This is a genomic window from Winogradskyella schleiferi (assembly GCF_013394655.1).
Lineage (GTDB): Bacteria > Bacteroidota > Bacteroidia > Flavobacteriales > Flavobacteriaceae > Winogradskyella > Winogradskyella schleiferi.
Genome location: NZ_CP053351.1, coordinates 299305 through 325637, shown reverse-complemented (window position 1 = coordinate 325637; position 26333 = coordinate 299305). Strand labels below are relative to the sequence as shown.

At 34.2% G+C, this 26333-nt stretch carries 22 protein-coding genes and 1 tRNA gene; 3 read left to right on the top strand and 20 right to left on the bottom strand.

The annotated features are described in order from the left end of the window. The 10 genes from HM990_RS01490 to HM990_RS01445 all read right to left on the bottom strand — a co-directional run bounded on the left by HM990_RS01490 (window position 1) and on the right by HM990_RS01445 (window position 7365). Window positions 1-1572, bottom strand: a complete 1572-nt coding sequence (locus HM990_RS01490) for a PAS domain-containing sensor histidine kinase (protein ID WP_178987238.1) — start codon at window positions 1570-1572, stop codon at window positions 1-3. Beyond that, window positions 1572-2111, bottom strand: coding sequence for a heme NO-binding domain-containing protein (locus tag HM990_RS01485; protein WP_178987237.1), 540 nt, complete (start codon window positions 2109-2111; stop codon window positions 1572-1574). Before HM990_RS01485 ends, HM990_RS01490 begins: the two co-directional genes overlap by 1 nt. After that, window positions 2111-2521: a response regulator gene (locus HM990_RS01480; RefSeq protein WP_178987236.1), complete on the bottom strand. Its 411-nt coding sequence runs from the start codon at window positions 2519-2521 to the stop codon at window positions 2111-2113. Before HM990_RS01480 ends, HM990_RS01485 begins: the two co-directional genes overlap by 1 nt. A 147-nt stretch (window positions 2522-2668) precedes the next feature. Continuing rightward, the gene (locus tag HM990_RS01475) at window positions 2669-3031 is read right to left on the bottom strand and encodes an MmcQ/YjbR family DNA-binding protein (RefSeq protein ID WP_178987235.1); all 363 of its coding nucleotides are present in this window, start codon (window positions 3029-3031) and stop codon (window positions 2669-2671) included. Between the two features lie 122 nt (window positions 3032-3153). Next, complete coding sequence (locus tag HM990_RS01470) at window positions 3154-3765, bottom strand: DUF4230 domain-containing protein (RefSeq protein ID WP_178987234.1); 612 nt, start codon at window positions 3763-3765, stop codon at window positions 3154-3156. A 1-nt stretch (window position 3766) separates the two neighbouring features. Continuing rightward, window positions 3767-4117: a DUF4260 domain-containing protein gene (locus HM990_RS01465; protein WP_178987233.1), complete on the bottom strand. Its 351-nt coding sequence runs from the start codon at window positions 4115-4117 to the stop codon at window positions 3767-3769. Window positions 4118-4121: 4 nt separating this feature from the next. Further along, window positions 4122-4871, bottom strand: a complete 750-nt coding sequence (locus HM990_RS01460) for a cyclase family protein (protein WP_178987232.1) — start codon at window positions 4869-4871, stop codon at window positions 4122-4124. Further along, the gene (gene hemW, locus HM990_RS01455) at window positions 4868-6001 is read right to left on the bottom strand and encodes a radical SAM family heme chaperone HemW (RefSeq protein WP_178987231.1); all 1134 of its coding nucleotides are present in this window, start codon (window positions 5999-6001) and stop codon (window positions 4868-4870) included. Before hemW ends, HM990_RS01460 begins: the two co-directional genes overlap by 4 nt. A gap of 137 nt (window positions 6002-6138) precedes the next feature. Beyond that, window positions 6139-6693, bottom strand: a complete 555-nt coding sequence (gene ruvC / locus HM990_RS01450) for a crossover junction endodeoxyribonuclease RuvC (protein ID WP_178987230.1) — start codon at window positions 6691-6693, stop codon at window positions 6139-6141. Window positions 6694-6726: 33 nt separating this feature from the next. Then, window positions 6727-7365: a cell envelope biogenesis protein OmpA gene (locus tag HM990_RS01445; RefSeq protein ID WP_178987229.1), complete on the bottom strand. Its 639-nt coding sequence runs from the start codon at window positions 7363-7365 to the stop codon at window positions 6727-6729. A 27-nt stretch (window positions 7366-7392) separates the two neighbouring features. On the opposite strand from HM990_RS01445, the gene HM990_RS01440 reads away from it, so the two are divergent. Both HM990_RS01440 and HM990_RS01435 read left to right on the top strand, forming a co-directional pair. Further along, the gene (locus HM990_RS01440) at window positions 7393-8361 is read left to right on the top strand and encodes a lysylphosphatidylglycerol synthase domain-containing protein (RefSeq protein WP_178987228.1); all 969 of its coding nucleotides are present in this window, start codon (window positions 7393-7395) and stop codon (window positions 8359-8361) included. Further along, window positions 8361-9509, top strand: a complete 1149-nt coding sequence (locus HM990_RS01435) for a glycosyltransferase (RefSeq protein ID WP_178987227.1) — start codon at window positions 8361-8363, stop codon at window positions 9507-9509. The genes HM990_RS01440 and HM990_RS01435 overlap by 1 nt, the downstream gene beginning before the upstream one ends. 107 nt (window positions 9510-9616) lie before the next feature. On the opposite strand, the gene HM990_RS01430 is transcribed toward HM990_RS01435, so the two are convergent. Beyond that, the gene (locus tag HM990_RS01430) at window positions 9617-10093 is read right to left on the bottom strand and encodes a hypothetical protein (RefSeq protein WP_178987226.1); all 477 of its coding nucleotides are present in this window, start codon (window positions 10091-10093) and stop codon (window positions 9617-9619) included. Between the two features lie 199 nt (window positions 10094-10292). Here HM990_RS01430 and HM990_RS01425 point away from each other — a divergent pair, with 199 nt between their 5' ends. Further along, on the top strand, window positions 10293-10790 hold the full coding sequence (locus tag HM990_RS01425; protein ID WP_178987225.1) for a DUF456 domain-containing protein: 498 nt from the start codon (window positions 10293-10295) through the stop codon (window positions 10788-10790). Between the two features lie 247 nt (window positions 10791-11037). Here HM990_RS01425 and HM990_RS01420 read toward each other — a convergent pair whose 3' ends face one another. From HM990_RS01420 to dnaE, 9 genes are all read right to left on the bottom strand, one after another. Continuing rightward, entirely contained in the window at window positions 11038-11706 is a 669-nt protein-coding gene (locus tag HM990_RS01420; protein WP_178987224.1) for a response regulator, read from the bottom strand. Between the two features lie 10 nt (window positions 11707-11716). Beyond that, window positions 11717-13744, bottom strand: a complete 2028-nt coding sequence (locus HM990_RS01415; protein WP_178987223.1) for a tetratricopeptide repeat-containing sensor histidine kinase — start codon at window positions 13742-13744, stop codon at window positions 11717-11719. 131 nt (window positions 13745-13875) lie between these two features. Next, window positions 13876-14046 carry a hypothetical protein gene (locus tag HM990_RS01410; RefSeq protein ID WP_178987222.1) on the bottom strand — a complete coding sequence of 57 codons (171 nt, stop codon included), beginning with the start codon at window positions 14044-14046 and terminating at the stop codon, window positions 13876-13878. Window positions 14047-14902: 856 nt separating this feature from the next. Further along, the gene (locus HM990_RS01405; RefSeq protein WP_178987221.1) at window positions 14903-17599 is read right to left on the bottom strand and encodes a T9SS type A sorting domain-containing protein; all 2697 of its coding nucleotides are present in this window, start codon (window positions 17597-17599) and stop codon (window positions 14903-14905) included. 595 nt (window positions 17600-18194) lie between these two features. Further along, window positions 18195-19880 carry an SBBP repeat-containing protein gene (locus HM990_RS01400; RefSeq protein ID WP_178987220.1) on the bottom strand — a complete coding sequence of 562 codons (1686 nt, stop codon included), beginning with the start codon at window positions 19878-19880 and terminating at the stop codon, window positions 18195-18197. Window positions 19881-20182: 302 nt separating this feature from the next. After that, window positions 20183-20256, bottom strand: a tRNA-Asp gene (locus tag HM990_RS01395). 76 nt (window positions 20257-20332) lie between these two features. Then, window positions 20333-21262 (bottom strand): DUF58 domain-containing protein, encoded by a 930-nt coding sequence (locus HM990_RS01390; RefSeq protein ID WP_178987219.1) that lies wholly within the window; start codon window positions 21260-21262, stop codon window positions 20333-20335. 197 nt (window positions 21263-21459) lie between these two features. Beyond that, window positions 21460-21777 carry a thioredoxin gene (gene trxA / locus HM990_RS01385; protein WP_178987218.1) on the bottom strand — a complete coding sequence of 106 codons (318 nt, stop codon included), beginning with the start codon at window positions 21775-21777 and terminating at the stop codon, window positions 21460-21462. Between the two features lie 161 nt (window positions 21778-21938). After that, a complete protein-coding gene (dnaE, locus tag HM990_RS01380) occupies window positions 21939-26324 on the bottom strand; it encodes a DNA polymerase III subunit alpha (protein ID WP_178987217.1) in 4386 nt (1461 codons plus the stop codon). Window positions 26325-26333 lie beyond the last annotated feature (9 nt).

Genomic DNA, 26333 nt, shown 5'->3' with positions numbered 1-26333 from the left:
TTATTTTTTAAGTGTAAAAAAGAAGGTGGTGCCTACCTGAGGTTGACTTTCTAACCAAATTTTACCTTGATGTAAATCAACAATCTTTTTAACTATCGATAAGCCTATACCTGTGGATTCCTTAGTTTTATTAAGTGAATGGAATATTTTGAAAATTTTATCGTGAAACTGCTTTTCAATTCCGATACCGTTATCACTAATTGAAAACTCATAATAGTCTCCACGAGATTTTACATTAATTATTATCTCTCCTGCTGGTTTATCTATGAATTTAATGGCATTACTTATTAAGTTCTGAAATAGCTGGTGCAGCTTTGTCTTATCGCCTCTTAAAACAGGTAATTTATTTTTTATATTAATTCTAATATGGTCTGGTACGTAAAGCATACCAATTAGTTCATTGATTAAAATGTCCGTATCAACTTCAACTTTTTTAGCATCATCTGATCCTATACTAGAATATTCTAGCACATCAGAAATCAACTGTTCCATTTTTTCAAGAGTAGTTGCGATATGGTCAAAGTTCTGAAGACTTACCTCATCAAGTTTCCCCTTATTATCCTCTTTTATCCAACATATCAGTGCGTCAATACTACGTAGTGGTGACTTTAAATCGTGTGAAACAATATGCGCATATTCCTGTAGTTCGTCATTGCTTTTCTCTAATTCAGACAATAAGTTTTCTTTCTGTAATTGTAATCTTTTTAAATCTGTTATATCCAGATGAATACCAATAGATCCAATAACATTTCCGCTTAAATCGTAATTAGGAGCACCACTAATTAACCAGTGTCTTATATTTCCTTGTTTTGTCTTTACTTTTAATTCATAAGAATTAGATTCACCAGTTTTGCGCTTACTATTTTCTATTTTAATAATATTTGAACCACCATCAATTGGAAAAATATCACCACCTTTTTTACCGATTATTTCAGACTCCGTATAACCACTCATTTCTGAGAAACTTTGGTTTATCATCTGTATTTCATCATCCGTATTTACTTCAACTAAGCCTAGGTTCATATTGGCAATAATACTACTGTATTTTTGTTTCTCAGCCTCAGCTGCCCTTCGGTATTTATCTTCTAAGGTAATGTCTCTAACAATGCCTTGGGCTGCTATTGGTTTATTATTGTCATCGAGAATAATACTGGCGTTGATATGTACTAATTTTTGACCATTATGCTTCGTATTTATTTTTACCTGAAAATTGGTTAATGAACCTTCACTAACCAAATTTTCAAATCCATTCATAACATTTTCCGCCTCACTAACATCTGCGAGTTGTAAAAGATTAAAATCTGATTTTCTATTATCATAACCTAAGAGTTGAATTGCGGCATCATTCATTTTAAGAACGTTTCCCCATAAATCCATTACTACATAGGCGTCAACAATATTCTCAAAAACACCTTTTAGTTCAGATGTCTTTTCCTTAACTAATTTTTTTAATTGTTGTGTTGTTTCGTAGAGTTCAGCAGATTTACTTTCAAGAATCGCCTCTGCTGCTTTTCGAGATGCTTTTTCACGAGCTAATGCGCGCTTAAGTAAATCTACTTCTTCTTTACTCATTATCCCTTAATAATAGTGAATCTGACCTCTGTACCCTGTTCGTTCAATTTTTCGAACTCAATATTTACAGGTACTTTAAAGAGTTTAAAGGTTTCTAGCATTAAGCCTTTACCTAGCATATACAGTGCTTTATCAGACTTGTAAACCATGATCATTTTGCTATCTGTTCGTTCCTCCAACTCAAAGGATGGCAATTGTGCTTCAGGGTATATTTTTTGGACTTCTACATGAATATGATTCTCTATCGACGCTAGTAAATCCATTGGATCTTTATAATGATCGACTAAATTTGGGTGGGTTTTTATTAATGCAGCAAATAAGTGCTCTGAATAAACCATCAATAAATCATCAACAGCAATATCTGTATTTTCGCTTAGGTGCGATATGAGTTGCAACATTTCAGAAAATTCATAAGTCCCAACAGCCGTATAAGCACCTCCAGAGTCTAACTCGGATTGTGTTATAATTTTATCAACCATCGCTAGACCAAATTTTTCTTCGACTAGCTCTAAGAATTCAGTAAATATTATTCCCTTCATTATACAGTTATTAATTCATTGATACTCCAATATGCTAATAATTTTTCGATTTTAGAAACATAATCTTCATATTTTAAAGGTTTCAAAACATAGCCTGCAACCCCTACTTTATAACACTCTAACAAATCACGCTGATTATTGGAAGTTGTTAAAATAATAGTTGGTATATACTTGAGCCTATCATCTGCCTTTAGAATTTTTAAAAATTCAATACCATTTATTTTTGGCATGTTTAAATCCAATAATATAATATCTGGAAGTTTATCCTTTTGCTCCAAGCGTTTAAGGGCTTCTTCGCCGTTATTAGCTTCTGTAATAGTATGATTGAGTTGAAGTGAACTTTTTGCTCTATTGAGCTTCATGACTTCAATCATATCATCTTCAATTAATAAAATATTGAGGGAATTCATATCTAACTTAATTTATGAGTAATATAGCAAGTTAGAGGAATTGTTTTGACCATATTTTATATTTCGGTTGGTGGTTATTAAGTGTAGACGTAGTGTAAATAAGTGTCGACGAATGGAAATTATTAAAATGTTATAATAACTACAAAACTAAACGAGCGTATCCCTCAGGTTTTTAGGCAAACCTTTTACAACCATATCATAAGAATGGTCAATCAGATTTGTAATAAGTTTTGGCGAAAGTTCTCCTGTATGCACATATACACTATTCCATTGTTGTTTATGCATATGGTAACCTGGTTTAATACTATCGTATTCGGCTCTTAGTTCTTGTGCATATTCGGGATCGCATTTTAAGTTGATAAATGCTTCCCGATTTTCCCAGCGTTTTAAAGAGGCCAAGGCAAACATTTTATTGCAGACTTTAAACACCAGTGTATCCTTATCGAACGGAAAGTGTTCGGTAACGGCTTTTTTGTTGAGGCAATAGTTTCTGTAGTCTTCTATGTTCATATTACTTCCTGCGAAAGCAGGAATCTTGTTTAATTTCTTCTAAATACATGTTTTCAAATTCTCGAATTAAAGTTTGCCACGTCTTATCGTCCTCGCAATAACAAATAACTATTTAACTAACATCACTTCAACAATTTCTTATCGTCCTCTCCTTCAATTTTTAAAGCTGAATAATCTAGAGTCCAACCAATAGTTTCCACTAAGTTTTCAATTAAATGAATAGCTTCCAATGCTTCTTGCTTTGCAATATTATACAAACCGCTTTCCGGAATTTTATCCAAAATATGTGCTTTGGCTTTAGCGTGTAAATCCGTTAAATCGGCTGCCTCAAACCTATTGAACATACCATCGCGTTTATCGTAATAATTAATATCACTTTCAACCGAAATCACTTCTGGCTGTGGAAAATGTGTTAAAAAAACTGTTTTGGTTTTCGCATTTGATGACATTTTTACTTTACCCAAATCAAAGCCCACATGTGCTTTTGCGTTAATCACTACCAATGCTTTTTTTCGGCTAGAAATTAGTTTTAAGAACTTTGCTTTAACATCTTCATAATGGTATATTTCCGCAAAATCGCCTTCAACCGATACCAATTTGCAAACGCGTTTTATTTTCTCTAATATGAGAATAGATTGCTCTTTGGTCACTTTTTTGGTTTTCCATTGTTTATAGATGGTTACCACACCTAAAGTAACCAAAATACTGATGATAATTATAAAAAAGGTTTCCATTCTAATTTCCTATTTTTCCTAGATGCGTGTTTTTAAAACTATCAAAATGTTTAAATCCATAACCAAAAACTCTATCAATTGACGCATGGGAAAATAAAATAATACCCATGAGTTTTAAAGGTTCATTTAAAAAATAAATACCTGTCAAATATAGTACAATCGCAATGCCCTTATGATGAAAAACATTATAAGAAATCGCCCCAATTTTAGGATTTACCAAATAGCCCAAAGCTCCAATATCTGGCAACAATAATAACCCGAAAAACCACCACCAATTGCTACCCAACAAGCTAAACATATATGCTCCTAAGGCAAACATCAACAATTCTTCAAGCTTTAATATTGTTTTCATGACCTTAGTCTAAAATTTTGTATAAAATAGGTTTACTTGGGCTTGCATCATTCTCAAAAGGGGCAATTTGAAGGTTGAGCATATACATGCCGTCTTCAATTTTATTAGACACGTATATAAATTCAGATATTGTAGCATCGAAACGTAATTTGCCTTTTGTATTCCAAAACGCATTATGCGCTAAAAGTTCACCGCCATCACTCTCTTTATCTACACTTGGCAAATCAATAAGTAAATGTTTGATACCTTTAGTTTTCAAATATTCAGCAGCATCTTCTTGTAGATAAGTGGGATTGGTATTGGAGTATTGTCTCGAAAATTTATCGCGCATATTGGGCATGGTTCTAATCACTATGGCATCGCGTTTTTTGTTACCCAATGCAAATTTTAACTGTTTTTTTGAGATCACGTAATCCTCGCCCAATTTTTCTGGTGCAACCGTAACCACTTGGGCCAAAAAGAAAAATTCTTTTAAAAGCTTATTTATCGAATATACCTCTTCTGTAATATGACCCACGGTTTCGGTATGTGTAACATGCGAATGTGGATTGAATGTAATGGTGTTGAAATTGACAACAGCGCCATTTGCGACACTTACGGTTTCTCCATCTATTATTTCTGGTTCAATTTTGGGTGGACCAATATACCAAGCGTTTATATTGGTTGCCTTCCCTGTTAGAGGTATGGAAATATCCAATGGTTGGGATAAATCTATTTTTAGTTTTCTGGAATTGTATTGTATGGTTGCTATCACTTTAGATTGATTTTAAAAAGTTCAGACGCAATACCATCACATAAAAATTGTCCTTTTTTAGTGACGCGTAAATGCGCATCTTCAATATACAATAAATGTTGATTTATAAAAACTTCCGACTGGGCATTTAAGTAATTCTTAAAAGTTACGCCAAAGTCGTTTTCTACTTTTACCAACGAGACGCCCCAGATGGTTCGCAAACCCGTCATTATATATTCGTTATACCTATCAGTTTGGGTTAAGGTTTCGATCTCTATTGGTAGTTCATTTCCTTGTATAGCTTTTATGTATTTTGAATTGTTTTTCACGTTCCAACTACGTTGTTTGCCATTAAAGGAATGTGCCGAAGGTCCAATCCCCAAATAGGATTTTCCTTGCCAATAAGCCGAATTATTTTTACTGAAATAACCGTCTTTTCCAAAATTGGAAAGTTCATAATGCACAAATCCCGAAGCTTCCAGTTTGTCTTTCAAAATATGAAACTGTTCGTGGGCTTGTTCATCATCAACATTTTCAATAAGTCCTTTTTTTATGAAGGAGGCTAAAGCTGTTTTTGGTTCAACCGTTAATGCATAGCTTGAAATATGAGGCACATTAAAACTTAGAGCGATTTCAATATTTTTTAGCCATTGTTCGTTTGACGCTCCTGGAATCCCATAAATTAAATCGAGAGAAATATTATCGAAATATTTGGTTGCTTCTTCCAAACACGCTTTCGCTTCTTCTACGTTGTGCGCGCGATTCATGAGTTTTAAATCGGATTCGAAAAAGGATTGAATGCCTATTGATAGTCTATTTATTGGACTTTTGGAGAGTTCCATTATTCGATCTTTAGACAAATCATCTGGATTAGCTTCAAGCGTAATTTCTGGATTTTTGGAAACTTTATAATTATTATATACGGAATCAATTAAAAATTGTAATTCTTCATTGTTCAATAATGAAGGCGTTCCGCCTCCAAAATAGATAGTTTCAACTGTAGAATTACTGAATTCATCTTTACGGAGTTCTAATTCCTTGGATAATGCATTAATGAGTTCTTCCTTTTTCTTTAGTGAAGTTGAAAAATGAAAATCACAATAATGACAGGCTTGTTTACAGAATGGTATGTGGATATAGATGCCGCTCATATTTAGTTTACAGTCGCAGTTTTCAGTTGGTTTAAATTTTTATATTATCTAAGCTTTCAATCTACCCGAATTCGATTATTATTTTTTAAGTTGTATATTAATTACTTTATATTACTGAATACTGCGACTGAGACTGCCTACTTTTTTACACGCCTTTCATTCTGCTTAACAAAAGCCGACCAACCAGAATAACTCTTTCCAACCTCAACGCGGCCTTCGTTATAAAAATGACAAACAGCTGCTGCCAGACCATCCATAGAATCCAAATTTTTAGGCAGTTCTTTTAAACCTAACATGCTTTGCAGCATTTTAGCAACTTGCTCCTTACTGGCATTTCCGTTTCCGGTAATTGCCATTTTTATTTTCTTGGGTGCGTATTCCGTTATGGGAACTTCGCGAGATAAACCTGCTGCCATAGCAACACCTTGCGCACGACCTAATTTTAGCATACTTTGTACATTTTTACCATAGAATGGTGCTTCGATGGCAATTTCGTCAGGATGGTAGGTATCTATGAGTTCTACAGTACGTTCAAAAATAAGTTTGAGCTTAAGGTAATGATCGTCATATTTTTTTAGCATGAGCTCATTGAGTTGCATAAATTCCATTTTTTTACCCACAATTTTTATGAGTCCGAAACCCATAATGGTTGTACCAGGATCTATGCCTAAAATAATTTTTTCTTTGCTCATATTTATTATCCATGCCAATGGATATCTTATTCGTTAATCGCAATATCGGCAACCACTTAGTGAAACTGCCACGCCAAAGGTAAGGTTAAAAACGCTGCCGTTAAAAGCACCTAAGCCTGTTAAGGCAGGATTGTAATCGTCTAAGGTGGTAACACCATATAAATAAGCGACATCAGAGTAGATAGACACTTTTTCGTTGATGGCATAATGAATCTCCAATCCACCAAGCAAATTTAAAAAGGTCTGCTTATTTGCAGTTAAAGTACCTAGAGGTTTTGCAAATGTGATTCCGGGACCAGCATGGACAACGGTTCTTAATCTCATAGGCAAAAACCTAAGATAACTTGAAGGATCATAAACAAATTGTGCATTAATCCTTGAATAGTTGATTTTAAATTCTGGTGTGTCATCTGCATTTTTAAATCGGTTGAAGCCAAAGTCTAGCTTTACACCATATTGCCGTTTTAACATGTGTTGAATACCCAAATTAACAGTTGGAAAATTTACCGATTTTGCATAAGACCCATTTACAAAACCATCAGTTGTAGGATAATTAATTCCAACCGCGAAAAGTGCTTTCCACTTGGCTGTATCTTTAAACTGTGCTTCGCTTTTAAAAGTGATAAAAACGAGACCAAAAAAGAAAAGGTATTGTTTAAAATTATATTGCATCTCTAAGTTTTTGATTTTATTTGCAGTATGAATGTCAATTCACAACACAAAACTAAACAATTCTTTGTAGTCCTAATTAAGTTGGGTATTGTAGTTGCGGCATTTTATTTTATTTATTCTAAAATTGCTGAAAATGAAAATTTAGGATTCAGTCAATTTATCTCATTTTTAAAAGAAAACAACACTTTTTCCATCAAAAACATGATTTTTTTGCTCCTTTTGAGCTGTTTTAACTGGTTTTTCGAAATATTGAAATGGCAATATTTAGTAAAAACCCTAAAGCGTATTTCCTTTAAATCGGCTTTAGAACAAAGTTTAGGAGGACAAACAGCATCGCTAATTACACCAAATCGTCTTGGTGATTATGGAGCAAAAGCCGTTTATTATAAAAAAACCTTAAGAACAAAAATTGTTTTGTTGAACCTATTGGGAAATATGGCTCAAATGACCATAACAACTTTTTTAGGTGTTATCGGTTTACTATTTTTTATCAACCGCTATCCAATAAACATCAATCATTATAACCTTTTAATTTTAGGTATAATTATTTTAGTTTTTGGTGTGTTGGTATGGTTGGTCATGAAACAAAAACGGTTTAGAATAAAAGGATTTCCTTTAGAGCGTATTCTACAATTTATAAAAAACATACCTTCTCAAACACATATAACCAACTTGACATTGTCGTTAACGCGATACCTTGTATTTTCATTTCAGTTTTATTATTTGTTGACGGTATTTGGTGTTCATATCGATTATTTAGACACCATGGTTATTATTACAAGTATGTATTTGTTGGCATCGATTTTGCCAAGCATTTCAATTTTTGATGTGGTGGTAAAAGGAAGCATTGCCGTATTCTTGTTTGGCTATGCTGATATTAATGAACTAACTATTTTGTCTATTACAACAATAATGTGGCTGCTCAATTTTGTGATTCCGAGTGTTTTTGGAAGTTATTTTGTGCTTAACTTTAAACTTCCAAAACCTGTAATATAATGCTAACCCCATTACTCATTTTTTTTATTCTTTTATATCTCATAGTCATAGGTTTATTCGTTTATGGGTTTGATAAGGTTGAAGATTTCAAGCTACAGGATTTACCAGCGAAGACTAAATTCTCAATTGTCATTCCATTTAGAAATGAAGGTAACAACCTTCCGAAGTTATTAGATTCCATTTTTAATTTGAATTATCCAAAAACGATGTTTGAAGTGATTTTGGTCGATGATGGGTCTGACGATGATTCGGTTTCAATCATAGAAAACATTCTTCATACATCTCGCAAAAACCAAAACCCTCGAATTGACACCATTAGGATTATTCAAAATGAAAGAACATCAAAATCCCCTAAAAAAGATGCCATTACTACGGCCATAAAAGCTTCAAAACACAACTGGATTGTAACCACTGATGCGGATTGTATTTTACCTAAATATTGGCTCGATGCTTTTGATGAATGTATTCAAGCCAACCAACCGAATTGTATCGTTGCACCTGTGACTTATCATGGTAGCACGTCTTTTTTCAACCGGTTTCAAACTTTGGATTTTCTGAGTTTACAAGGGGCAACTATTGGTGGTTTTGGCATAAACAAACCATTTTTGTGCAATGGTGCCAATTTTGCTTATTGTAAATCTGAATTTAATTCGGCCAATGGTTTTGAAGGCAACAATACTATTTCGAGTGGAGATGATATTTTTCTACTTGAAAAACTTTTAAAACAAGACGCTAAAAAAGTTCACTATTTAAAATCTGAACAAGCGATTGTAACTACGAATCCTGCTCAAAGTATCAAAACGCTAATTCAGCAACGTTTGCGATGGGCTTCGAAGTCTAGCCATTATAAAAATTGGTTTGGTAAATTAGTTGGTCTTGTTGTTTTGTTTGGAAATTTTGCCTGTTTAGCTTTAATTCCTACTGTTTTTTTGAATATTCTTTCTATAAAAATTGCGATTGCTTTATTCGTGATAAAATTTAGCATCGACTTTTTATTGTTATTTAAAACCTCCCGTTTTTTTAAACAGGAAAACTTTTTACTTTCTTATGTGTTTTCGAGTGTTATCTATCCTTTTTTTAGTGTGTTCATTGCGATTTTATCACTTTTTAAATCTTATGAATGGAAAGGTAGAAGGTTTAAGAAATAATATGTCATTATTGTAACTGTATTGGTTGCTTAAAGCCAAATTCAAACAATTCTTATTCACAGAAACAAGTCCATTAAAGCAAATTACAGGACTGATAAGCCATTAGCTTAGTTGATTATCACAATCACAGGCAACTGAAAAGCCGTAGTGACTTGCTGACCTCGTTTTATTGCTGGATATATTTTAGGAATACTTTTTAAACTCTGACGCAATAGACTGTCAATCTCTGGAATTTCTTGAATGGTTTCGGGTTGTATTTTAATAGATTCTATGGCTAAGGCGCCGTAGTTATCGATTTTAATGTTTAGTCTAATGGTATCATTAACATCATTAGAAACTACGATATTCTGAGCTTTTAAAAACTGATTTACGTTAGTAATTAAGGTATTTTGAAAACAGGCTTTAGATTCTTCTTTAGTGGTTAAAGCATCGCAACTACTGAATGTTGGATAGGTGTCCACCTCATTCCAGTTAAAAGTTTGCAGTTCTTCCTCCAATAAATCTTCAGGATATACTTTTTTCTTATCAAAATAATTACAGGAAGTTATTAGAAAGAAGATTAAAAGAAAAACGATTCGATTCATTACTAAATTTCTGATAGCGAAAAGTACAATTTTTTATTTAAAAGATCAGTTAATTACTGTGGTTTGCTTTTAGTTTTAGTCCCAAATTGGTTATTCTCGTATAACAGCAATCCATATTCAAATATAACAACGTTTTTAGTTCAAAAAAGGTAACTTTCGTTTACGTATTGCGTCTTATTGCTAAATACAATATATAAACATGGAAATTTTTTTGATATTTATAGCACTGCTTTTAATGATTCTGGGCATAGTCGGTAGTTTCTTACCAGTTTTACCTGGACCATTGACCAGTTGGGCTGGTCTGTTAGTGCTTCATTTTACGGAAGGCGTAGAATTGAGTCAGACTTTTTTGATTGTTACGTTACTGTTCGCCATATTTATTTATGTGCTAGACTATATTATTCCTGCTATTGGCACAAAGCGTTTTGGTGGCAGCAGAGCTGGAATGATTGGCACAATGCTTGGTTTAATTATTGGGCTGCTCTCTCCTATTCCTTTTGGAATTATAATTGGCCCTTTTATAGGCGCACTAATTGGGGAAATGATGCACAGAAACGATATGGATAAAGCATTGAAAGCTGCTTTTGGCTCATTTCTGGGATTTATAGCATCAACATTTCTGAAGTTTATTGTGGCTATGGTGTATTTAGGCTTTTTTATTGTGAAATTATTGGAACACAATACCACTTGGTCTTGAAGCGCTTTAGTCAAGAAAAAACCTAGTCATATATCATACGACTAGGTTATTTTTCTTGCTATTAATTCAACAAATACTTAATAAGGGATTAATTAATTCTTGCTGATGGTGTAAATATAAGATAGGGTTTTCACTTTTTGCTGTGGTAAAACCGCAAACTTGCTGTGGTAAAACCGTAGTTTCCTTATTTAACAACACCTACAAGCATTTTTTCACCTTTAAAAAAGTACATTTTTTTTTCTTTTTTTTATAAATATCCTTTATCTTTTGCTTCTCTTAGCAATGTTTCGTCCTTTCCATCATGAACAGAAAATAAAATTTTGAGTTGCTTTTTCCGTTTTTCTATGGCACTGGTAGAAATGTCGATATATTCATTTAAGCTTTTCGTTTTAATACCTTGGGATAATAGGTGCAAAATCTTCCGATTAATATTATCTACATAAATATCGCTAGAAACCGTTTTCTTCAAGTAATTATTTACCGTAGTACTGTAATAAGGTGGCGATTTTAATATTTGTTGAAAACCATCCGCCAACTCCATGGACGTTAAATCACTTTTTATGAGAAATCCTTGTGGATCAATCTCTTTTATGATATTATGAATTCTATAGGTTTCGTTAAACATAGTCAGAATTACGATCTTAGTCCTGGGCATTAACTTTTTTGCCAATAAAGCTAAGTCTTCACCAGAAGCATACTTCCCGTCTTCGGAAGCGGGTAAACTAATATCAAAAAAACAAATATGATAAGGATATTTTTTTGAGGCTTGTTCTATCATGGCAACAGCTTCATCACAATTATGAGCTGTTTCAATATGTAAGGTTTGATGGTCTTGTTTCGTAGCTAATAGCACATTTTGATAACCCTCAATAATAATTGGGTGGTCATCTACCATTAGGATTTTAATGTGGTCCATTTAGATTGGTTTAATTGGGGAAGGGAATCTTTACATTAACTTTTGTTCCGTTGCCTGGTTGTGATGTAAAATTGATTTTTCCATCGATATCTTCTACTCGGGATTTCATGTTTTTTAAGCCAATACCTTTTTTACTTTTAGAGGTATCAAAGCCATCTCCATCATCTACAATATCTAAGCAAATTAAATCATTTTCTAACAAAATGCTAATTTTAATCGCTTTTGCATTCGCATGTTTATAGATATTCTGCATAGACTCTTGGATAATTCTATAAATATTGATTTTGGTTTTGTTAGATACCAAGTCCCAGCTAATATCATCCGTAGAATTGAAGTCGTGCTCTAAATTGTATGCTATTGTTTGGGTTTCAATAAGCTCAGTAAGGATATCTATAAAGCTAGATCCTGATTCAAAATCCACACTTAAATCATGCGAAATTTTACGGATATCCTGTTCAATGGACTGCAACTGGCCGATATATTTTGCTCTGGCCATCATAGCCTCTTTTCCCTCATTAAAGTTAATACTATCCAGGCTTAATCTAGCACCGAAAAGCGGTCCTAAAACACCATCGTGTAGTTCTTTGGATACTCTTATTTTTTCCTTTGCCCTTGCTTCTTCAACCTTATCTTGTTGACCCAACATTAAGTTGTATATGTCTTCATTAGCTTTTTGCTGTACTTGCATAAGCTTTAATTTTCTGTTTTTTGCACGTTGCGATATTAGGACATAAACCAATATAACCGTTAAGAGTAAACCAATGGATAAGATTAATAAGTATAAGTTTTCTTTGGATATTTGTTTGTTTTCGGCTTCTAATTGGTCTGTTTCTAATTCTATTCTGGCAAATTTGTTTCTTACGTTACGTTCGACCTGCAGTAAACTGTCTGATAATTTAATATATTCTTCTAAGTATCTTTTAGATTCGCTCTCTTCATTTAATTCTGAAAGCAACAGCATCGATTCTAATAAGATTTCGTTAGACTCAATGTCCCTTGCTAAACTATAAGCCTGGTTGGCATAAACTTCAGCTTTAACATTATTGCCAATACCTTTATAAAATTTTGCCATACTAACAACAGTACCTGTCTTAGTAATAATATCATCAATACTATCACAGATACGATTTGATCTTTGAAAAAGATTAATCACATTTTGTCTGTCATATGTACCCGATAAATATGATGTATAAGCAAGATTTTCAAGTATTAATGCATAAAAGGACGGATCTTGTTCATATAAATTTTTGGTTTCTAAAATATCCTTAAAAATGGTTTTAGCTTCTTCATAATGCCCTTGTTCCCTTTTAACAAAAGCCATGTTATTGAGACTATATATACCGTTATTATAATCGTTTTCCATACGCTTAGCAACACCCAATGCTCTACCATGATATTCCAATGCATTATCATAGTTTTTTAATGAATTTGCTATGCTTCCAAGAGTATTATAGAGAATCCATTTTTGATCTAATATTTCATTGGTTTCTTTAATATTTTCGAGAATACGTAAGGCTCTAACAGCGTTTTCCTCAGCGCCATAGTAGTCTTTACCATCTAATTGTATCGCAGATAAGCTTCCTAAACTGTATGAGAGTTGTTCTCTATTGTCTAAACCATCAAATATTTTAGCAGCCTTGGAATAATAGTAATAAGCGCTATCACTTGATTGCTGAATATGGTAAGAATACCCTAAAGCATAATTTGCTAAACCAAACTGCAGAGAATCCTTTAGTTTTACTGACAATTTAATAATATCATGATTAGTTTTTAAAAAAGCTTCAGGATTATTGTCAAAATAGTATCCTAATATATTTCTGCTCGCAAGTAAGGAAAGGGTGTCATTGGAGATACTATTAGCTAGAGATTGTGCTTTTTTCGCATAGCCAAATCTTTCAGTTTCTGTATAACTTTCATTTTTCGAATTCCTAATCAGCTTTTGAACACTGTCAGATAATGTATTATGAGAAGTTGTTTGAGCGCAACAAAGACTCACAAAAATCATTAATAGGAAAGTCGAGAAAACATTTGATTTCAATATTGTGAGTTTTAATATATAAATCAAAGTTAAAACAAAATATCTTCTTTTCCCTTTGAACTTACAATAACGAAAAAAGTCCTTACCAAAATGATAAGGACTAAGTTTAATTTTAAGTTATAATTCTGTAATTACATATTAGTAGGTTTTTTTACTTTTGCTTTATTATGAGCCAACAATTCAATCTTAGTTGGTTGTTTAATTTCATTGTTTTCAGAAACTGAATTTGATTCAGATTGTACACCAGATACAGTTAATAACATAATAGCTGCAAGAGCAAAAGTAATTTTTAGGGTTTTCATAAGTATTAAATTAGGGTTAAAAATAAGTTAACATCAAAAATCTGCAGCGCAATGCGCTACGTTGAGGGAAGGGAATGGATTATTAACTATTTTAGGGGAAACCTAAAATTATACTAAAATAAAAACGAGGGACGTTTTCTAGACAAGTGAATGTCTAATAGTAAAATGGATTAAAATTTTCCTTTATAAGCGATTTGAGGACTTATGAAGGAGTACAAATATAAGCGTAATTTTATGATTTCCTAATATTTCATCGACTAAACGCTTTTATTGTTCGACTAAACGCATATTTTGTGTTCATAACTTGTTGACAACTTAGACTTTAGACCTATCGTTGTATTTATAAAATTCTTAATTAAAATGGAGAAGTGTAATTTGTAATAAGCTATAAGTTAAATAATGGACGTCATGGATAAATATCCCAAAACCGTCCTAAAACAAAAAAGCATCCCATCTTCTTCCGATAGCTATCGGAACAGAAAAAAGGAAAACCTTTCATTGGTAAGCTCACAATTTGATTGGGAATCTTACAACTACTCTAAGATTTCTCCTAGAAAAACACAACATTTTTAGTCCCAAGACATTGGGAACCTTGCTTAAAAAAAGCCTCAATCTCTTGAAGCTTTATTTCCAAATGATTTAACAGTAGAATCACGAATAAATTTAAATCAATTAACATGATGTTCTTTTATATTCTTAAACGCTCTAATAGTATCAGTTGTATTAATTTCAAAAAAACTTTTAAAGAAGATATTTCAATCTCGCTAAGACAATCGTGAACCTCCTTTTAAACAAAACAACATCTTCTGCTGGTTCTAGATAGATGTTAATGGGTAAAACAATCTGGAATAGTTGATTACTCTTTTACAAATTTTATCGATTGTATCGCTCCATTTATTTCAGCAGTTAAAATGTATAATCCTTTTGAAAAATTAGAAATATCTATTTTATTATTGGCTAAGTCTTTATATGATACTACTTTTTGCCCCAAAAGACTATAAATTATAACATGATCTATAGGTTGTTTTGAATTTATAGTAAGTACATCTTTAACCGGGTTTGGAAAAATTGAAATGTACGGTATACCATCATTATCGTCTATGCTTAATGTGCTGAAACAATCTTCAGAATAAATTGCTAGTGTGTCTTTAATCCACGAGCTATATGAATTTAATCCCGAACTCGCCGCGATGGCATTATCCACTTCTATACAACTCAATTCTGAGTTATTTGACGCATCAAAACTTGTCAAGATTTCATTATTACCATTTTTTACGTTGAGACTATTTAATGCATTATTAGAGCAGTAAAATTCTACTAAAGTTGTTAATTCACTTAGGTCAATACTTTCAAGATTATTATCACTTACATCTAAAACGGAGAGCGCTGAAAAACTAGAATTCGCTACAGTTCTCAATTGGGTTTGTCTATTAATTAAAATTACGGTACTACTTCCAAACAATGGACTTAAGTCTGTAATATCATTACCTGAAAGATTAATTTCCGTAACCGCTGTAAAACCTTGTAGTCCTTGAATATCAGTAATACCTGAGTTACTCAAGTCTAAAACACCGGTATAAGCTGCTGCCTCGTTAAGAGTGATTTCTCCATCTCCGTTAGTATCAATCGCATTACCATAACCAGACAACGCCGTATCTAAATTAACATCAGATGTATAAATTGTCCAAAGATCTCCACAGTCTTCCCCAAAGGAGATACTCGGATCTACATTCCAGTTACTTTCACTTAAATAAGCTGCATTTTCATCATCAACCTCAATACAGGTTAAATTTGGTAAATTCTGAGCTTCAATATATAGCATATTTGCATTATTTCCATTTTTGATGGACATATAAACCAACGGGTTGTTGGAGAGTCCATACGTTCGCAGTGCTGTATTGCTATCTAAATTTAAACTTTCGATATTGTTATTGGTAAACCATATCGCTTCCAACAATAAATTATTACTGACATCTATGGTTGATAAATTGGTGTCTGAACATCCCAAAACCCTTAAGGCCGTATTTTGACTTACGTTTAAGGTAGATAATTGATTCGTTTCGCACTCCAGTTCTTCTAACGCTAGGTTCTGAGAAACATCGAGACTCGTTAGTAGATTTCTTTGGCAGAATAATATTTCTAAATCAGTAAACGCCTCTATACCCTGTAAACTAGCTATGTTACTATCATTTACATTAAGCTCAGTAACGTTCTCTACTCTGCTTTTTAAGGTTAAATTATTGAGAACACCATCACCCATGCTCGAGGCATCTCCTAACGCGACTGCATCACCATTAGCATTATGCGTTTCTAAATAATTTTCGAAATTGGTGTCTGATATAAAAAAAGTACCACAATCATTACTAAATGTGATACTCGGATCTACATTCCAGTTACTTTCACTTAAATAAGCTGCATTTTCATCATCAACCTCAATACAGGTTAAACTCGGTAAATTCTGAGCTTCAATATATAGCATATTTGCATTATTTCCATTTTTGATGGACATATAAACCAACGGGTTGTTGGAGAGTCCATACGTTCGCAGTGCTGTATTGCTATCTAAATTTAAACTTTCGATATTGTTATTGGTAAACCATATCGCTTCCAACAATAAATTATTACTGACATCTATGGTTGATAAATTGGTGTCTGAACATCCCAAAACCCTTAAGGCCGTATTTTGACTTACGTTTAAGGTAGATAATTGATTCGTTTCGCACTCCAGTTCTTCTAACGCTAGGTTCTGAGAAACATCGAGACTCGTTAGTAGATTTCTTTGGCAGAATAATATTTCTAAATTAGTAAACGCCTCTATACCCTGTAGACTAGCTATGTTACTATCATTGACATTAAGCTCAGTAACGTTCTCTACTCTGCTTTTTAAGGTTAAATTATTGAGAACACCATCACCCATGCTCGAGGCATCTCCTAACGCGACTGCATCACCATTAGCATTATGCGTTTCTAAATAATTTTCGAAATTGGTGTCTATAATATTCACTAGATCAACGCTAATAAGTTTGAAGGTCCAAAACGAACCAGTGCCTGACTCTATAGAAAGGGTCATTACGCTATTATTGTCTGATAAAACCACGTCATAAGTTATCGATTGTGGTACGTTAAGGAGATCAGTTAAATTTCCTTCATTATTTGCAACTGCTAGTCCCAAAAACGACCCTTGTCCATTAAGTGTAATGGTCCCTGCAATATCATCATAAACGTAAGTTGCATTGGCTGTTCCATCATGAGGAAAAACCGGGACATCACATTGCCCTAGCGTTGAAGCACCTTGAAATTCTTCTATCCAAGTTTCAGATCCTAAAAGATTATGAAATGAACCATCCATATTGAAAACATATGTATCGTCAAAAAAACAAGCTCTATCTATGAGTGTTTGAGGATCATTAATGTACCAAAGATCAGAACCTGGTTCTGGTCCAAATTTTAAGGCTCCTACCTCTGGAGAAATTCGCCAAGACCCTTCTAATTGAGCATTTAAACTAAAAACACAGCATAATGTTACAAAAATAAGACAGTAGTAATTTTTCATAATTTAAAAACTTTAATTGATTGGTTATTAAAATAGGAGATCTTAAAGACTCCTAATTTATGTTATTCAATAATGACTTACAAGAGGTAAAAAAAAGATACATACCTTATCAACGTGAAAACCTTATGAATACACATTAAGGCTTAGTTCTTAAGCACCTTTAACATAAACACATTTAGTATGTTAAATAATAGCCTAGATTAAGTGTTTATATTTGATATGCAATCTAATATACAACAAAACATAACACCATACCTAATACAGGGTATATTTGCTGAAAATGCAGACAATATAGGCTAAAAACAAAAAAGCATCCCAATCTTCTTAAAAAGAAAAAAAGCAAAGCCTCAATCTCTTGAAGCTTTATTTCCAAATGTTTAACAGTTAGAATTAAAAATGTTTAAATCATTTAGCATGATGTTCTTTTATATTCTGAAACGCCAAAATAGTATCAGCTGTATTAATTTCAAAAAAACTTTTAAAGAAGATATTTCAATCTCGCTAAGACAATCGTTAACCTCGTTTTAAATAAACAATATCCTCTGTTAGTTTTATATAGACGACGTTAATGGGTAAAACAATCTGGAATAGTTGATTACTCTTTTACAAATTTTATCGATTGTATCGCTCCATTTATTTCAGCAGTTAAAATGTATAATCCTTTTGAAAAATTAGAAATATCTATTTTATTATTGGCTAAGTCTTTATATGATACTACTTTTTGCCCTAAAAGACTATAAATTATAACATGATCTATAGGTTGTTTTGAATTTATAGTAAGCATATCTTTAACAGGATTAGGGTAAATTTCTATAGTTTTAAGAAAGTTATTCTCAACTAATCCTAATCCTAGTTGGCTTAACTTTAGAACAAAAACATCGGAATCTCCATTTGAAGTCATATTAAAGACAGAAGAGCTGGGGTCAAAATCTACAACATCTTGGTATATACCAGTTAAATGCAAATTATCAAGATTATCAAATGCAATAGAATAACCTTGGTCAAATAATGCTCCTCCAAAGGATTGCGCATACATTAAGTTACCATCTGAATCTAATTTTTGAATAAAAATATCTTCGTTACCGTTAGAAGTTAAATTATTCACTGAATTATTTGGATCAAAATCTACAGTACCTCCAAAGCTTCCTGTAACATATATAGAACCCGCTGAATCTATGGATAAACCCCTACCCAGGTCTTGAGAACTTCCTCCAGTAGACTTAGCCCATATAAAATCTCCCTCACTATTTAATTTAAGCACGAAACTATCATATCCACCATTAGAAGTCATATTAAATATTGATGCATTAGGATCAAAATCTACGGTACTTTCAAATCTTCCACTTAGATAAACATTAGACCCTTTTGATTTTATAGAATATCCTTTATCAAGTAAATTACCTCCTATAGATTTAGCCCAAAGAAAATTCCCACTTGTATTCAACTTAAGAACAAACGCATCAAAATCTCCATTAGATGTTAATGAAAAATCAGAATTATTAGGGTCAAAATTTGTGGTGCCCTTAAAGTTACCTGTAATATAAATGTTTCCTAAATCATCAGTTGTATTAGACCAATTTTCGTCAGATTCTAAACCATCAATTTGTTTTGCCCATAAAAAATCTGCATTTGAATCTAATTTTAGAATAACTACATCTTGTTCTGCAGATGATCCAGAATCCATAAAAAAAGTTGAAGCACTTGGATCAAAATCTACTAGATCAGCAAAAAGACCTGAAAGAATAATATCACCATTTAAGTCTATATTTAACCCCCAAAACCAATTGCTACCAGCAGAACCAAATGCTCTAGCTAAGATAAAATCGCCCGAGCTATCAAGTTTTAAAAGAAAAGCATCTTGCAACCCATTAGAAGATAAATTAAAAGAAGAAGCTCCTGGGTCAAAATCGGCTGTTAATTGAAAATATCCTGCCACATATACATTGCCAAAACTATCAGTAGTAATCGCATTTCCTCTATCAAAACTCGTTCCCCCTAATGATTTAGCCCAAACGAAATTGCCGTTAGGATCTAATTTTTGAATATAAATATCATCAGCACCGTTAGACGTTAAATTAAAAACTGAGAAAGATGGATCAAAGTCAACTGTTCCAGAAAAATTACCAGTAACATATGTATTCCCCAAATTATCAATTGTTATTGAAGCACTAAAGTCGGCACCTGTTCCGCCAATAGAATTAGACCACTCTAAAACAGTCTCTTGAGCATTTAGAACTGTTGAAAACAAGATCAGTAAAATAATAACACGTAATTTTTTCATAATTGGTTGATGTTTTTTAGTTGCTATGCAATCTAATGCACAATAAACCGTAATACCATACCTAATACAGGGTATATTTGCTGAAAAATGCAGACTATATAGGCTAAAAACAAAAAAGCATCCCAATCTTCTTAAAAAGAAAAAAGGAAAGCCTTTCATTGGTAAGCTCCCAATTTGATTGGGAATCTTACAACTACTCTAGGATTTCTCCTAGAACAACACAACATTTTTAGTCCCGAGACATTGGGAATTTTGCTTAAAAAAAGCCTCAATCTCTTGAAGCTTTAGTTTTGCAATTTTAGCGGTCTGGACGGGACTCGAACCCGCGACCTTCGCCGTGACAGGGCGACATTCTAACCAACTGAACTACCAGACCGTTGCTTAATTGCGAGGGCAAATATACATTGCATTTTTAATTTGACAAACAAAAAACTGAAAAAATAAATTTTATTCTATACAAATTTCTGGCGCTCTATCATGTATGTCGTCAATATGCTATTAAAACCAGCCTTGATGTCGGCTTCAACATATTTAATGCGGTATTGCCCACATTTAATCTTTAAGTCCGTAAAGTAATCCTTGACAGCCTTTTCGTAGTTTTCTTTGATGTTGTCTGCGTATAAATTGATGTGATCTCCAGTCTCCACATCAATAAATCGCTTCGGCCTGTTGTCAAAATCAAAGGCCTCTTCTTTTGCTTTATCAAACACATGAAATAAAACCACTTCATGCTTGTTGTGCTTTAAATGCCGCAACGCTTCAAATAATTTCTCATCGTCTTCCGAAGTTTGAAACATATCCGTAAATACAAAAATCAAGGACCTGCGATGAATCTTTTCCGCAATTTGATGCAAATAGCGGTAGGTTTCCGTGGTTTTAGTTTCTGGTTTGGAAACCACAGCTTCGCTCAACTTATGCAATAACATCTGATGATGACGTTCACTACCCTTCTCTGGCGCATAAAAATCATAGTCATCGCTATAAATACTCAAACCAACAGCATCGCGTTGCTTTTTAAGAATGTGCATCAACGACGCACTTGCCAATGCCGAAAATGCAATTTTATTAAGATTATCAATGGTTGTACCAGCCGTTTCCGGATAGTGCATAGAACTACTATTGTCTAATATAATATGGCAACGCAAATTGGTTTCCTCATCATAACGCTTGGTGTATAAACGGTCGGTTTTGGCATACAATTTCCAATCTATATGTTTGGTACTCTCACCTTGATTATAAATTTTATGCTCAGCAAACTCCGCCGAAAATCCATGAAACGGACTTTTATGCATCCCAGAAATAAAGCCCTCCACGACTTGTTTCGCTAATAATTCCAGGTTTTTAAAACCTCCTGCTTTATTGAGTTCTTGTTGTATGTTCATCCCTTACTAACCTTCCCAAAGGGAAGAAACTAGCTACTTGCGTTATTATTCCTTATAAAAAATCTATCCAGCCTCAATTCTTCCAGCTTTCGCCTTCAAACTTCCAGCTTCGAGCTACGTGCTTCATGCTTTCCGTCCCAAACTAAAAAAGGTTCACCAAACTGGCAAACCTTTTATCATTTCTTTTAGAGTATGGACTATAAAAGTGCGTCAATCGCTTCCGAATAGGCGTTTTTAGGTGCAACGCCAACTTGGCGACCCACAACTTCTCCGTTCTGAAAAATCAAAACCGTAGGTATGTTTCTAACACCATATTTCGCAGCAAATTCTTGGTTCGCATCAACATCAACTTTACCAACTACAGCTTTACCATCGTATTCTGTGCTGATTTCATCAATGATTGGTCCAACCATACGACATGGTCCACACCAAGCAGCCCAAAAATCAACCATTACCGGCTTCTCACTCTTTAATACCGTTTCTTCAAAATTTGCATCTGTTATTTCTAATGCCATAATATTTATTGTTTATTGTATTGTACTTCGCTTTTCTTCCACCATAGTTATCATGGAATTACAAAATTAGTCAAAATATTTGGCAAACCTTACATTGGCAGTATTTGTTTTGATTATGGCTAAATAGACGACTTAGATAGATTAACACTAATAAGACAAAATTAATTCAACTTATACATCACATCATGTTCCTTCAAACCATCCAATAGTTCCTGCGAAATCTTAACCTTATTCTTTCGACTTGGCATCTGTACTTTTATTTTTTCAGCATTATCATAGACCACAAAATTTAAGGTTTGACTGCCTTCATGGAACTTTATTAAATCGTAAAGCACGGAAATTGTATCTTGTTCTAAATCCCTAATGTTAAGTTGTATGGATAATTTCTTGGCGTAGGTATCCATAACATCATGCAACAACTGGAAACTGTTAAACTGAATTCTTGGATCGCCTTTTTTACCCGTATCCCTATTGACCCAACCTTCGCGGACAAAGGCGCGTACATACACAAAAGAGTTAATCACAAAAAAGTGTCTGAACTTTAAATAATCTTCTCCAAAAATCCTGAACTCATGGCTATCTGTATAATCTTCAATCGTAAAAATTGCCCAACCTTTACCTTGCTTACTCACACGATGTTGCACGTCTGTTACCACACCACCAAATGTGACTTCTTTATTGACGATGGCTTCCAAATTATTAAAATGAGCGACCACACCATTGCAAAAAGTCTTCATTTCAATAGAAAAATCATCTAAAGGATGACCAGAAATATAAATCCCAACCACTTCCCTTTCACGCGATAGTTTTTCCATCGTTCCCCAATCTTCACAAGGCGGCACCACAGGTTCGGCAATTTGCACATCACTCGCCTCACCAAACAAACTCACCTGCGCCGAATTTTCATTTTCTTGATGTTTGGCGCCATATTTTACAGCTTTTTCCAAAAAGGTAATGCCATCGCCATCGTGTGCAAAATATTGCGCTCGATGCGTATCTGCAAAACAATCAAAGCCACCTGCATTTGCTAAACCTTCAAAAGCTTTTTTATTGGCAGCTCGCAAATCGATACGTTTGGCCAAATCGAAAATAGATTTGTAATTCCCATCTTCTTTTCTATTCTCTACTATAGTTTTTACAGCGCCATGCCCCACGCCTTTGATCGCTCCCATTCCAAAACGAACGGCATTATCCTTATTTACGGAGAACTTATAATAACTCTCATTGACACTTGGTCCCAAAACCGGTAATCGCATCCGCTTACATTCTTCCATAAAGAAGGTGACGGATTTAATATCATTCATGTTATTGGATAAAACCGCAGCCATATATTCTGCTGGATAATGGGCTTTTAAATAGGCGGTTTGGTAAGCAATCCAAGCATAACAAGTGGAGTGCGACTTGTTAAAGGCATAACTTGCAAAGGCTTCCCAATCCTTCCAGATTTTCTCAAGTTTTTTGGCATCTAATCCTTTGGCACTTGCCTGCTCAATAAATTTTGGTTTCATCTTATCCAAAACCGCAATCTGCTTTTTACCCATCGCTTTTCTCAAAACATCGGCTTCACCTTTGGTAAAATCAGCTAATTTTTGGGACAGCAACATCACTTGCTCTTGATACACCGTAATACCGTAGGTTTCCTTGAGATATTCTTCCATTTCTGGCAAATCGTAATCTATCTCCTCATCTCCATGTTTCCGCGCAATAAAACTCGGAATATATTCCATTGGACCTGGACGATAAAGTGCATTCATGGCAATTAAATCATCAAAAACCGTTGGTTTCAAATTCTTCATGTGCTTTTGCATGCCAGGCGATTCATACTGAAATACACCAACGGTTTCGCCGCGTTGGAAAAGTTCGTATGTTTTTTCATCATCAAGTGGAAAACTATCAGGATCTAAATCTATATCGTGTTTCGCCTTTACAATTTTAACGGTATCCTTAATCAGCGTCAAGGTTTTTAATCCCAAGAAATCCATTTTCAACAAGCCAGCACTTTCAACGACAGAGTTATCAAATTGGGTCACATATAGATCGGAATCCTTAGCCAAAGACACAGGTACATAATTGGTAATATCACCTGGCGTAATAATTACACCACAGGCATGAATTCCCGTATTACGAACCGAACCTTCCAAAATTCTGGCTTGGTTGATGGTCTCGGCCTGTAAATCTTCACCATCAGAAATATTGAGCAATTCATTGATTTTCTCCAAATCTTCAGCCCTAAATTTCTTGGCGAGTTCCTTTTCATCCAAACCAAAAATCTTTCCGAGTTTAGACATCAGCGGAATTAATTTGGCGATATGGTCGGCTTCATTTAAGGGTAAATCCAAAACTCTGGCTGTATCCCTAATCGACGATTTGGCCGCCATGGTACCGTATGTAATAATTTGTGCCACTTGATTGGAACCATATTTTTCAATCACATAATCCATAACGCGACCACGACCTTCATCATCAAAGTCGATATCGATATCTGGCATACTGACACGATCTGGATTTAGGAAACGCTCAAAAAGTAAATCGTACTTAATAGGATCGATATTGGTAATCCACAGACAATAAGCCACCACAGAACCGGCTGCCGAACCACGACCAGGACCAACGGACACATCCATCTTTCTAGCTTCGCGAATAAAATCCTCTACAATTAGGAAGTAACCAGGATAACCGGTATTTTCAATAACACTTAACTCAAAATCGAGACGTTCTGCAATTTCTGGTGTGATCTCTCCATAGCGTTTTTTTGCACCTTCGTAGGTTAAATGTCTTAAATAGGCATTTTCACCTCGTTTGCCTTCATCCTTTAAATCGTCATCATGTTTAAATTCATCTGGAATGTCGAATGCCGGCAACAATACATCACGAGCCAACTCGTAAGGTTCAATCTTATCTACGACCTCTTGGATATTCACAATCGCTTCAGGCACATCCCTAAACAACGCCTTCATTTCTTCCGAAGACTTAAAATAATACTCTTGGTTTGGTAATCCATAACGATAACCACGACCACGACCAATTGGTGTCGCTTGTTTTTCGCCATCTTTTACACACAATAAAATATCGTGAGCATTAGCGTTTTCTTGCTCTACATAATAAGTATTGTTGGTTGCTACTAATTTAACATCGTGCTTTTTAGCTAACTGAATTAACACAGGATTCACACGATTTTCATCTTCCTGATCGTGACGCATCAACTCAACATATAAGTCGTCTTGAAAGGTGTCTTTCCACCATAGCAAGGCTTCTTCAGCTTGATTTTCACCAACATTCAACACCTTACTTGGCACTTCACCATAAAGGTTTCCCGTTAAACAAATTAAATCTTCTTTGTATTGTTCAATAAGTTTTTTGTCGATTCTAGGAACGTAGTAAAATCCATCAGTAAAAGCGGCAGAGGACAGTTTTGCCAAATTGTGATAGCCTTTTTTATTCTTAGCCATGAGCACAATTTGATACCCATTATCTTTTCGGGTTTTGTCTTCGTGATTTTCGCAGACAAAGAATTCACAACCAATAATTGGCTTTATTAGTCTCCCTTTTTTTTCCAAGCCTGCTTCTTTGGCTTGCTTGTGTTGTGCTTTGACGCCTTTATTATGATTAGAAACCGCACTTACAAAATGAAAAGCGCCCATCATATTACCATGATCCGTCAACGCCACGGCTGGCATATTTTCTTTGGCTGCAGCAGCTACTAAATCCTTAATACTAATTGTGGATTGTAATATTGAAAATTGGGAATGGTTATGCAGATGCACAAAATCAACCTCTTTTATTTGCGATGCCGCTTCCTTATCAATAGTTGTCGTGACCGCTTCGGATTGTTCTTTTTGAAGTCTGGCATTGATTTTAGCACTTTCCCTCTTAAGATTAATATGTTTTAAGCCGATAAGTTGGATTTCAGCAGGATTTTCTTGTGTAAACTTTTCAAAATAATCAGGCTGAACATCGAGCTGTTCCTTGGTGTATTGCTTTCGTCGTATTAATTCTAAAAAGCAACGTGTAGTGGCTTCAACATCGGCTGTGGCATTGTGCGCTTCGGCAAATGGTTTATTGAATAAGTATTGATGTAATTCGGTAAGCGTTGGAAGCTTAAACTTTCCATAACGTCCACCAGGCAATTGGCATAATTCTGCGGTATGTTCCGTACAGGTATCTAAAACAGGTAATTCTTGAAGTGGGTTTGCGACGTTTTCACGCACAAACTCGGCTCCCATAATATTCAGATCGAAGGTTACATTTTGTCCGACAACAAATTTTGTTCTGGACAAGGCGAGATTGAATTTCTCTAAAACTTCGGACAATGGTACGCCTTGTTCTTGGGCTAATTCGGTTGAAATCCCGTGGATTTTTTCAGCATCATAGGGAATATTGAAACCTTTTGGTTGCACCAAATAATCTTGATGCTCGATGCAATTTCCCATTGCATCATGCAACTGCCATGCAATTTGGATACATCTTGGCCAATTATCGGTATCTGTAATTGGTGCATCCCATCGTTTTGGTAATCCTGTGGTTTCGGTATCGAATATTAAGTACATGCTCTAGAG

Coding starts and splice junctions, on each gene's coding strand:
- HM990_RS01490 (WP_178987238.1), bottom strand. CDS start 1,572: ATGAGTAAAGAAGAAGTAGATTTACTTAAGCGCGCATTAGCTCGTGAA.
- HM990_RS01485 (WP_178987237.1), bottom strand. CDS start 2,111: ATGAAGGGAATAATATTTACTGAATTCTTAGAGCTAGTCGAAGAAAAA.
- HM990_RS01480 (WP_178987236.1), bottom strand. CDS start 2,521: ATGAATTCCCTCAATATTTTATTAATTGAAGATGATATGATTGAAGTC.
- HM990_RS01475 (WP_178987235.1), bottom strand. CDS start 3,031: ATGAACATAGAAGACTACAGAAACTATTGCCTCAACAAAAAAGCCGTT.
- HM990_RS01470 (WP_178987234.1), bottom strand. CDS start 3,765: ATGGAAACCTTTTTTATAATTATCATCAGTATTTTGGTTACTTTAGGT.
- HM990_RS01465 (WP_178987233.1), bottom strand. CDS start 4,117: ATGAAAACAATATTAAAGCTTGAAGAATTGTTGATGTTTGCCTTAGGA.
- hemW (WP_178987231.1), bottom strand. CDS start 6,001: ATGAGCGGCATCTATATCCACATACCATTCTGTAAACAAGCCTGTCAT.
- ruvC (WP_178987230.1), bottom strand. CDS start 6,693: ATGAGCAAAGAAAAAATTATTTTAGGCATAGATCCTGGTACAACCATT.
- HM990_RS01445 (WP_178987229.1), bottom strand. CDS start 7,365: ATGCAATATAATTTTAAACAATACCTTTTCTTTTTTGGTCTCGTTTTT.
- HM990_RS01440 (WP_178987228.1), top strand. CDS start 7,393: ATGAATGTCAATTCACAACACAAAACTAAACAATTCTTTGTAGTCCTA.
- HM990_RS01435 (WP_178987227.1), top strand. CDS start 8,361: ATGCTAACCCCATTACTCATTTTTTTTATTCTTTTATATCTCATAGTC.
- HM990_RS01430 (WP_178987226.1), bottom strand. CDS start 10,093: ATGAATCGAATCGTTTTTCTTTTAATCTTCTTTCTAATAACTTCCTGT.
- HM990_RS01425 (WP_178987225.1), top strand. CDS start 10,293: ATGGAAATTTTTTTGATATTTATAGCACTGCTTTTAATGATTCTGGGC.
- HM990_RS01420 (WP_178987224.1), bottom strand. CDS start 11,706: ATGGACCACATTAAAATCCTAATGGTAGATGACCACCCAATTATTATT.
- HM990_RS01410 (WP_178987222.1), bottom strand. CDS start 14,046: ATGAAAACCCTAAAAATTACTTTTGCTCTTGCAGCTATTATGTTATTA.
- HM990_RS01405 (WP_178987221.1), bottom strand. CDS start 17,599: ATGAAAAATTACTACTGTCTTATTTTTGTAACATTATGCTGTGTTTTT.
- HM990_RS01400 (WP_178987220.1), bottom strand. CDS start 19,880: ATGAAAAAATTACGTGTTATTATTTTACTGATCTTGTTTTCAACAGTT.
- HM990_RS01390 (WP_178987219.1), bottom strand. CDS start 21,262: ATGAACATACAACAAGAACTCAATAAAGCAGGAGGTTTTAAAAACCTG.
- trxA (WP_178987218.1), bottom strand. CDS start 21,777: ATGGCATTAGAAATAACAGATGCAAATTTTGAAGAAACGGTATTAAAG.
- dnaE (WP_178987217.1), bottom strand. CDS start 26,324: ATGTACTTAATATTCGATACCGAAACCACAGGATTACCAAAACGATGG.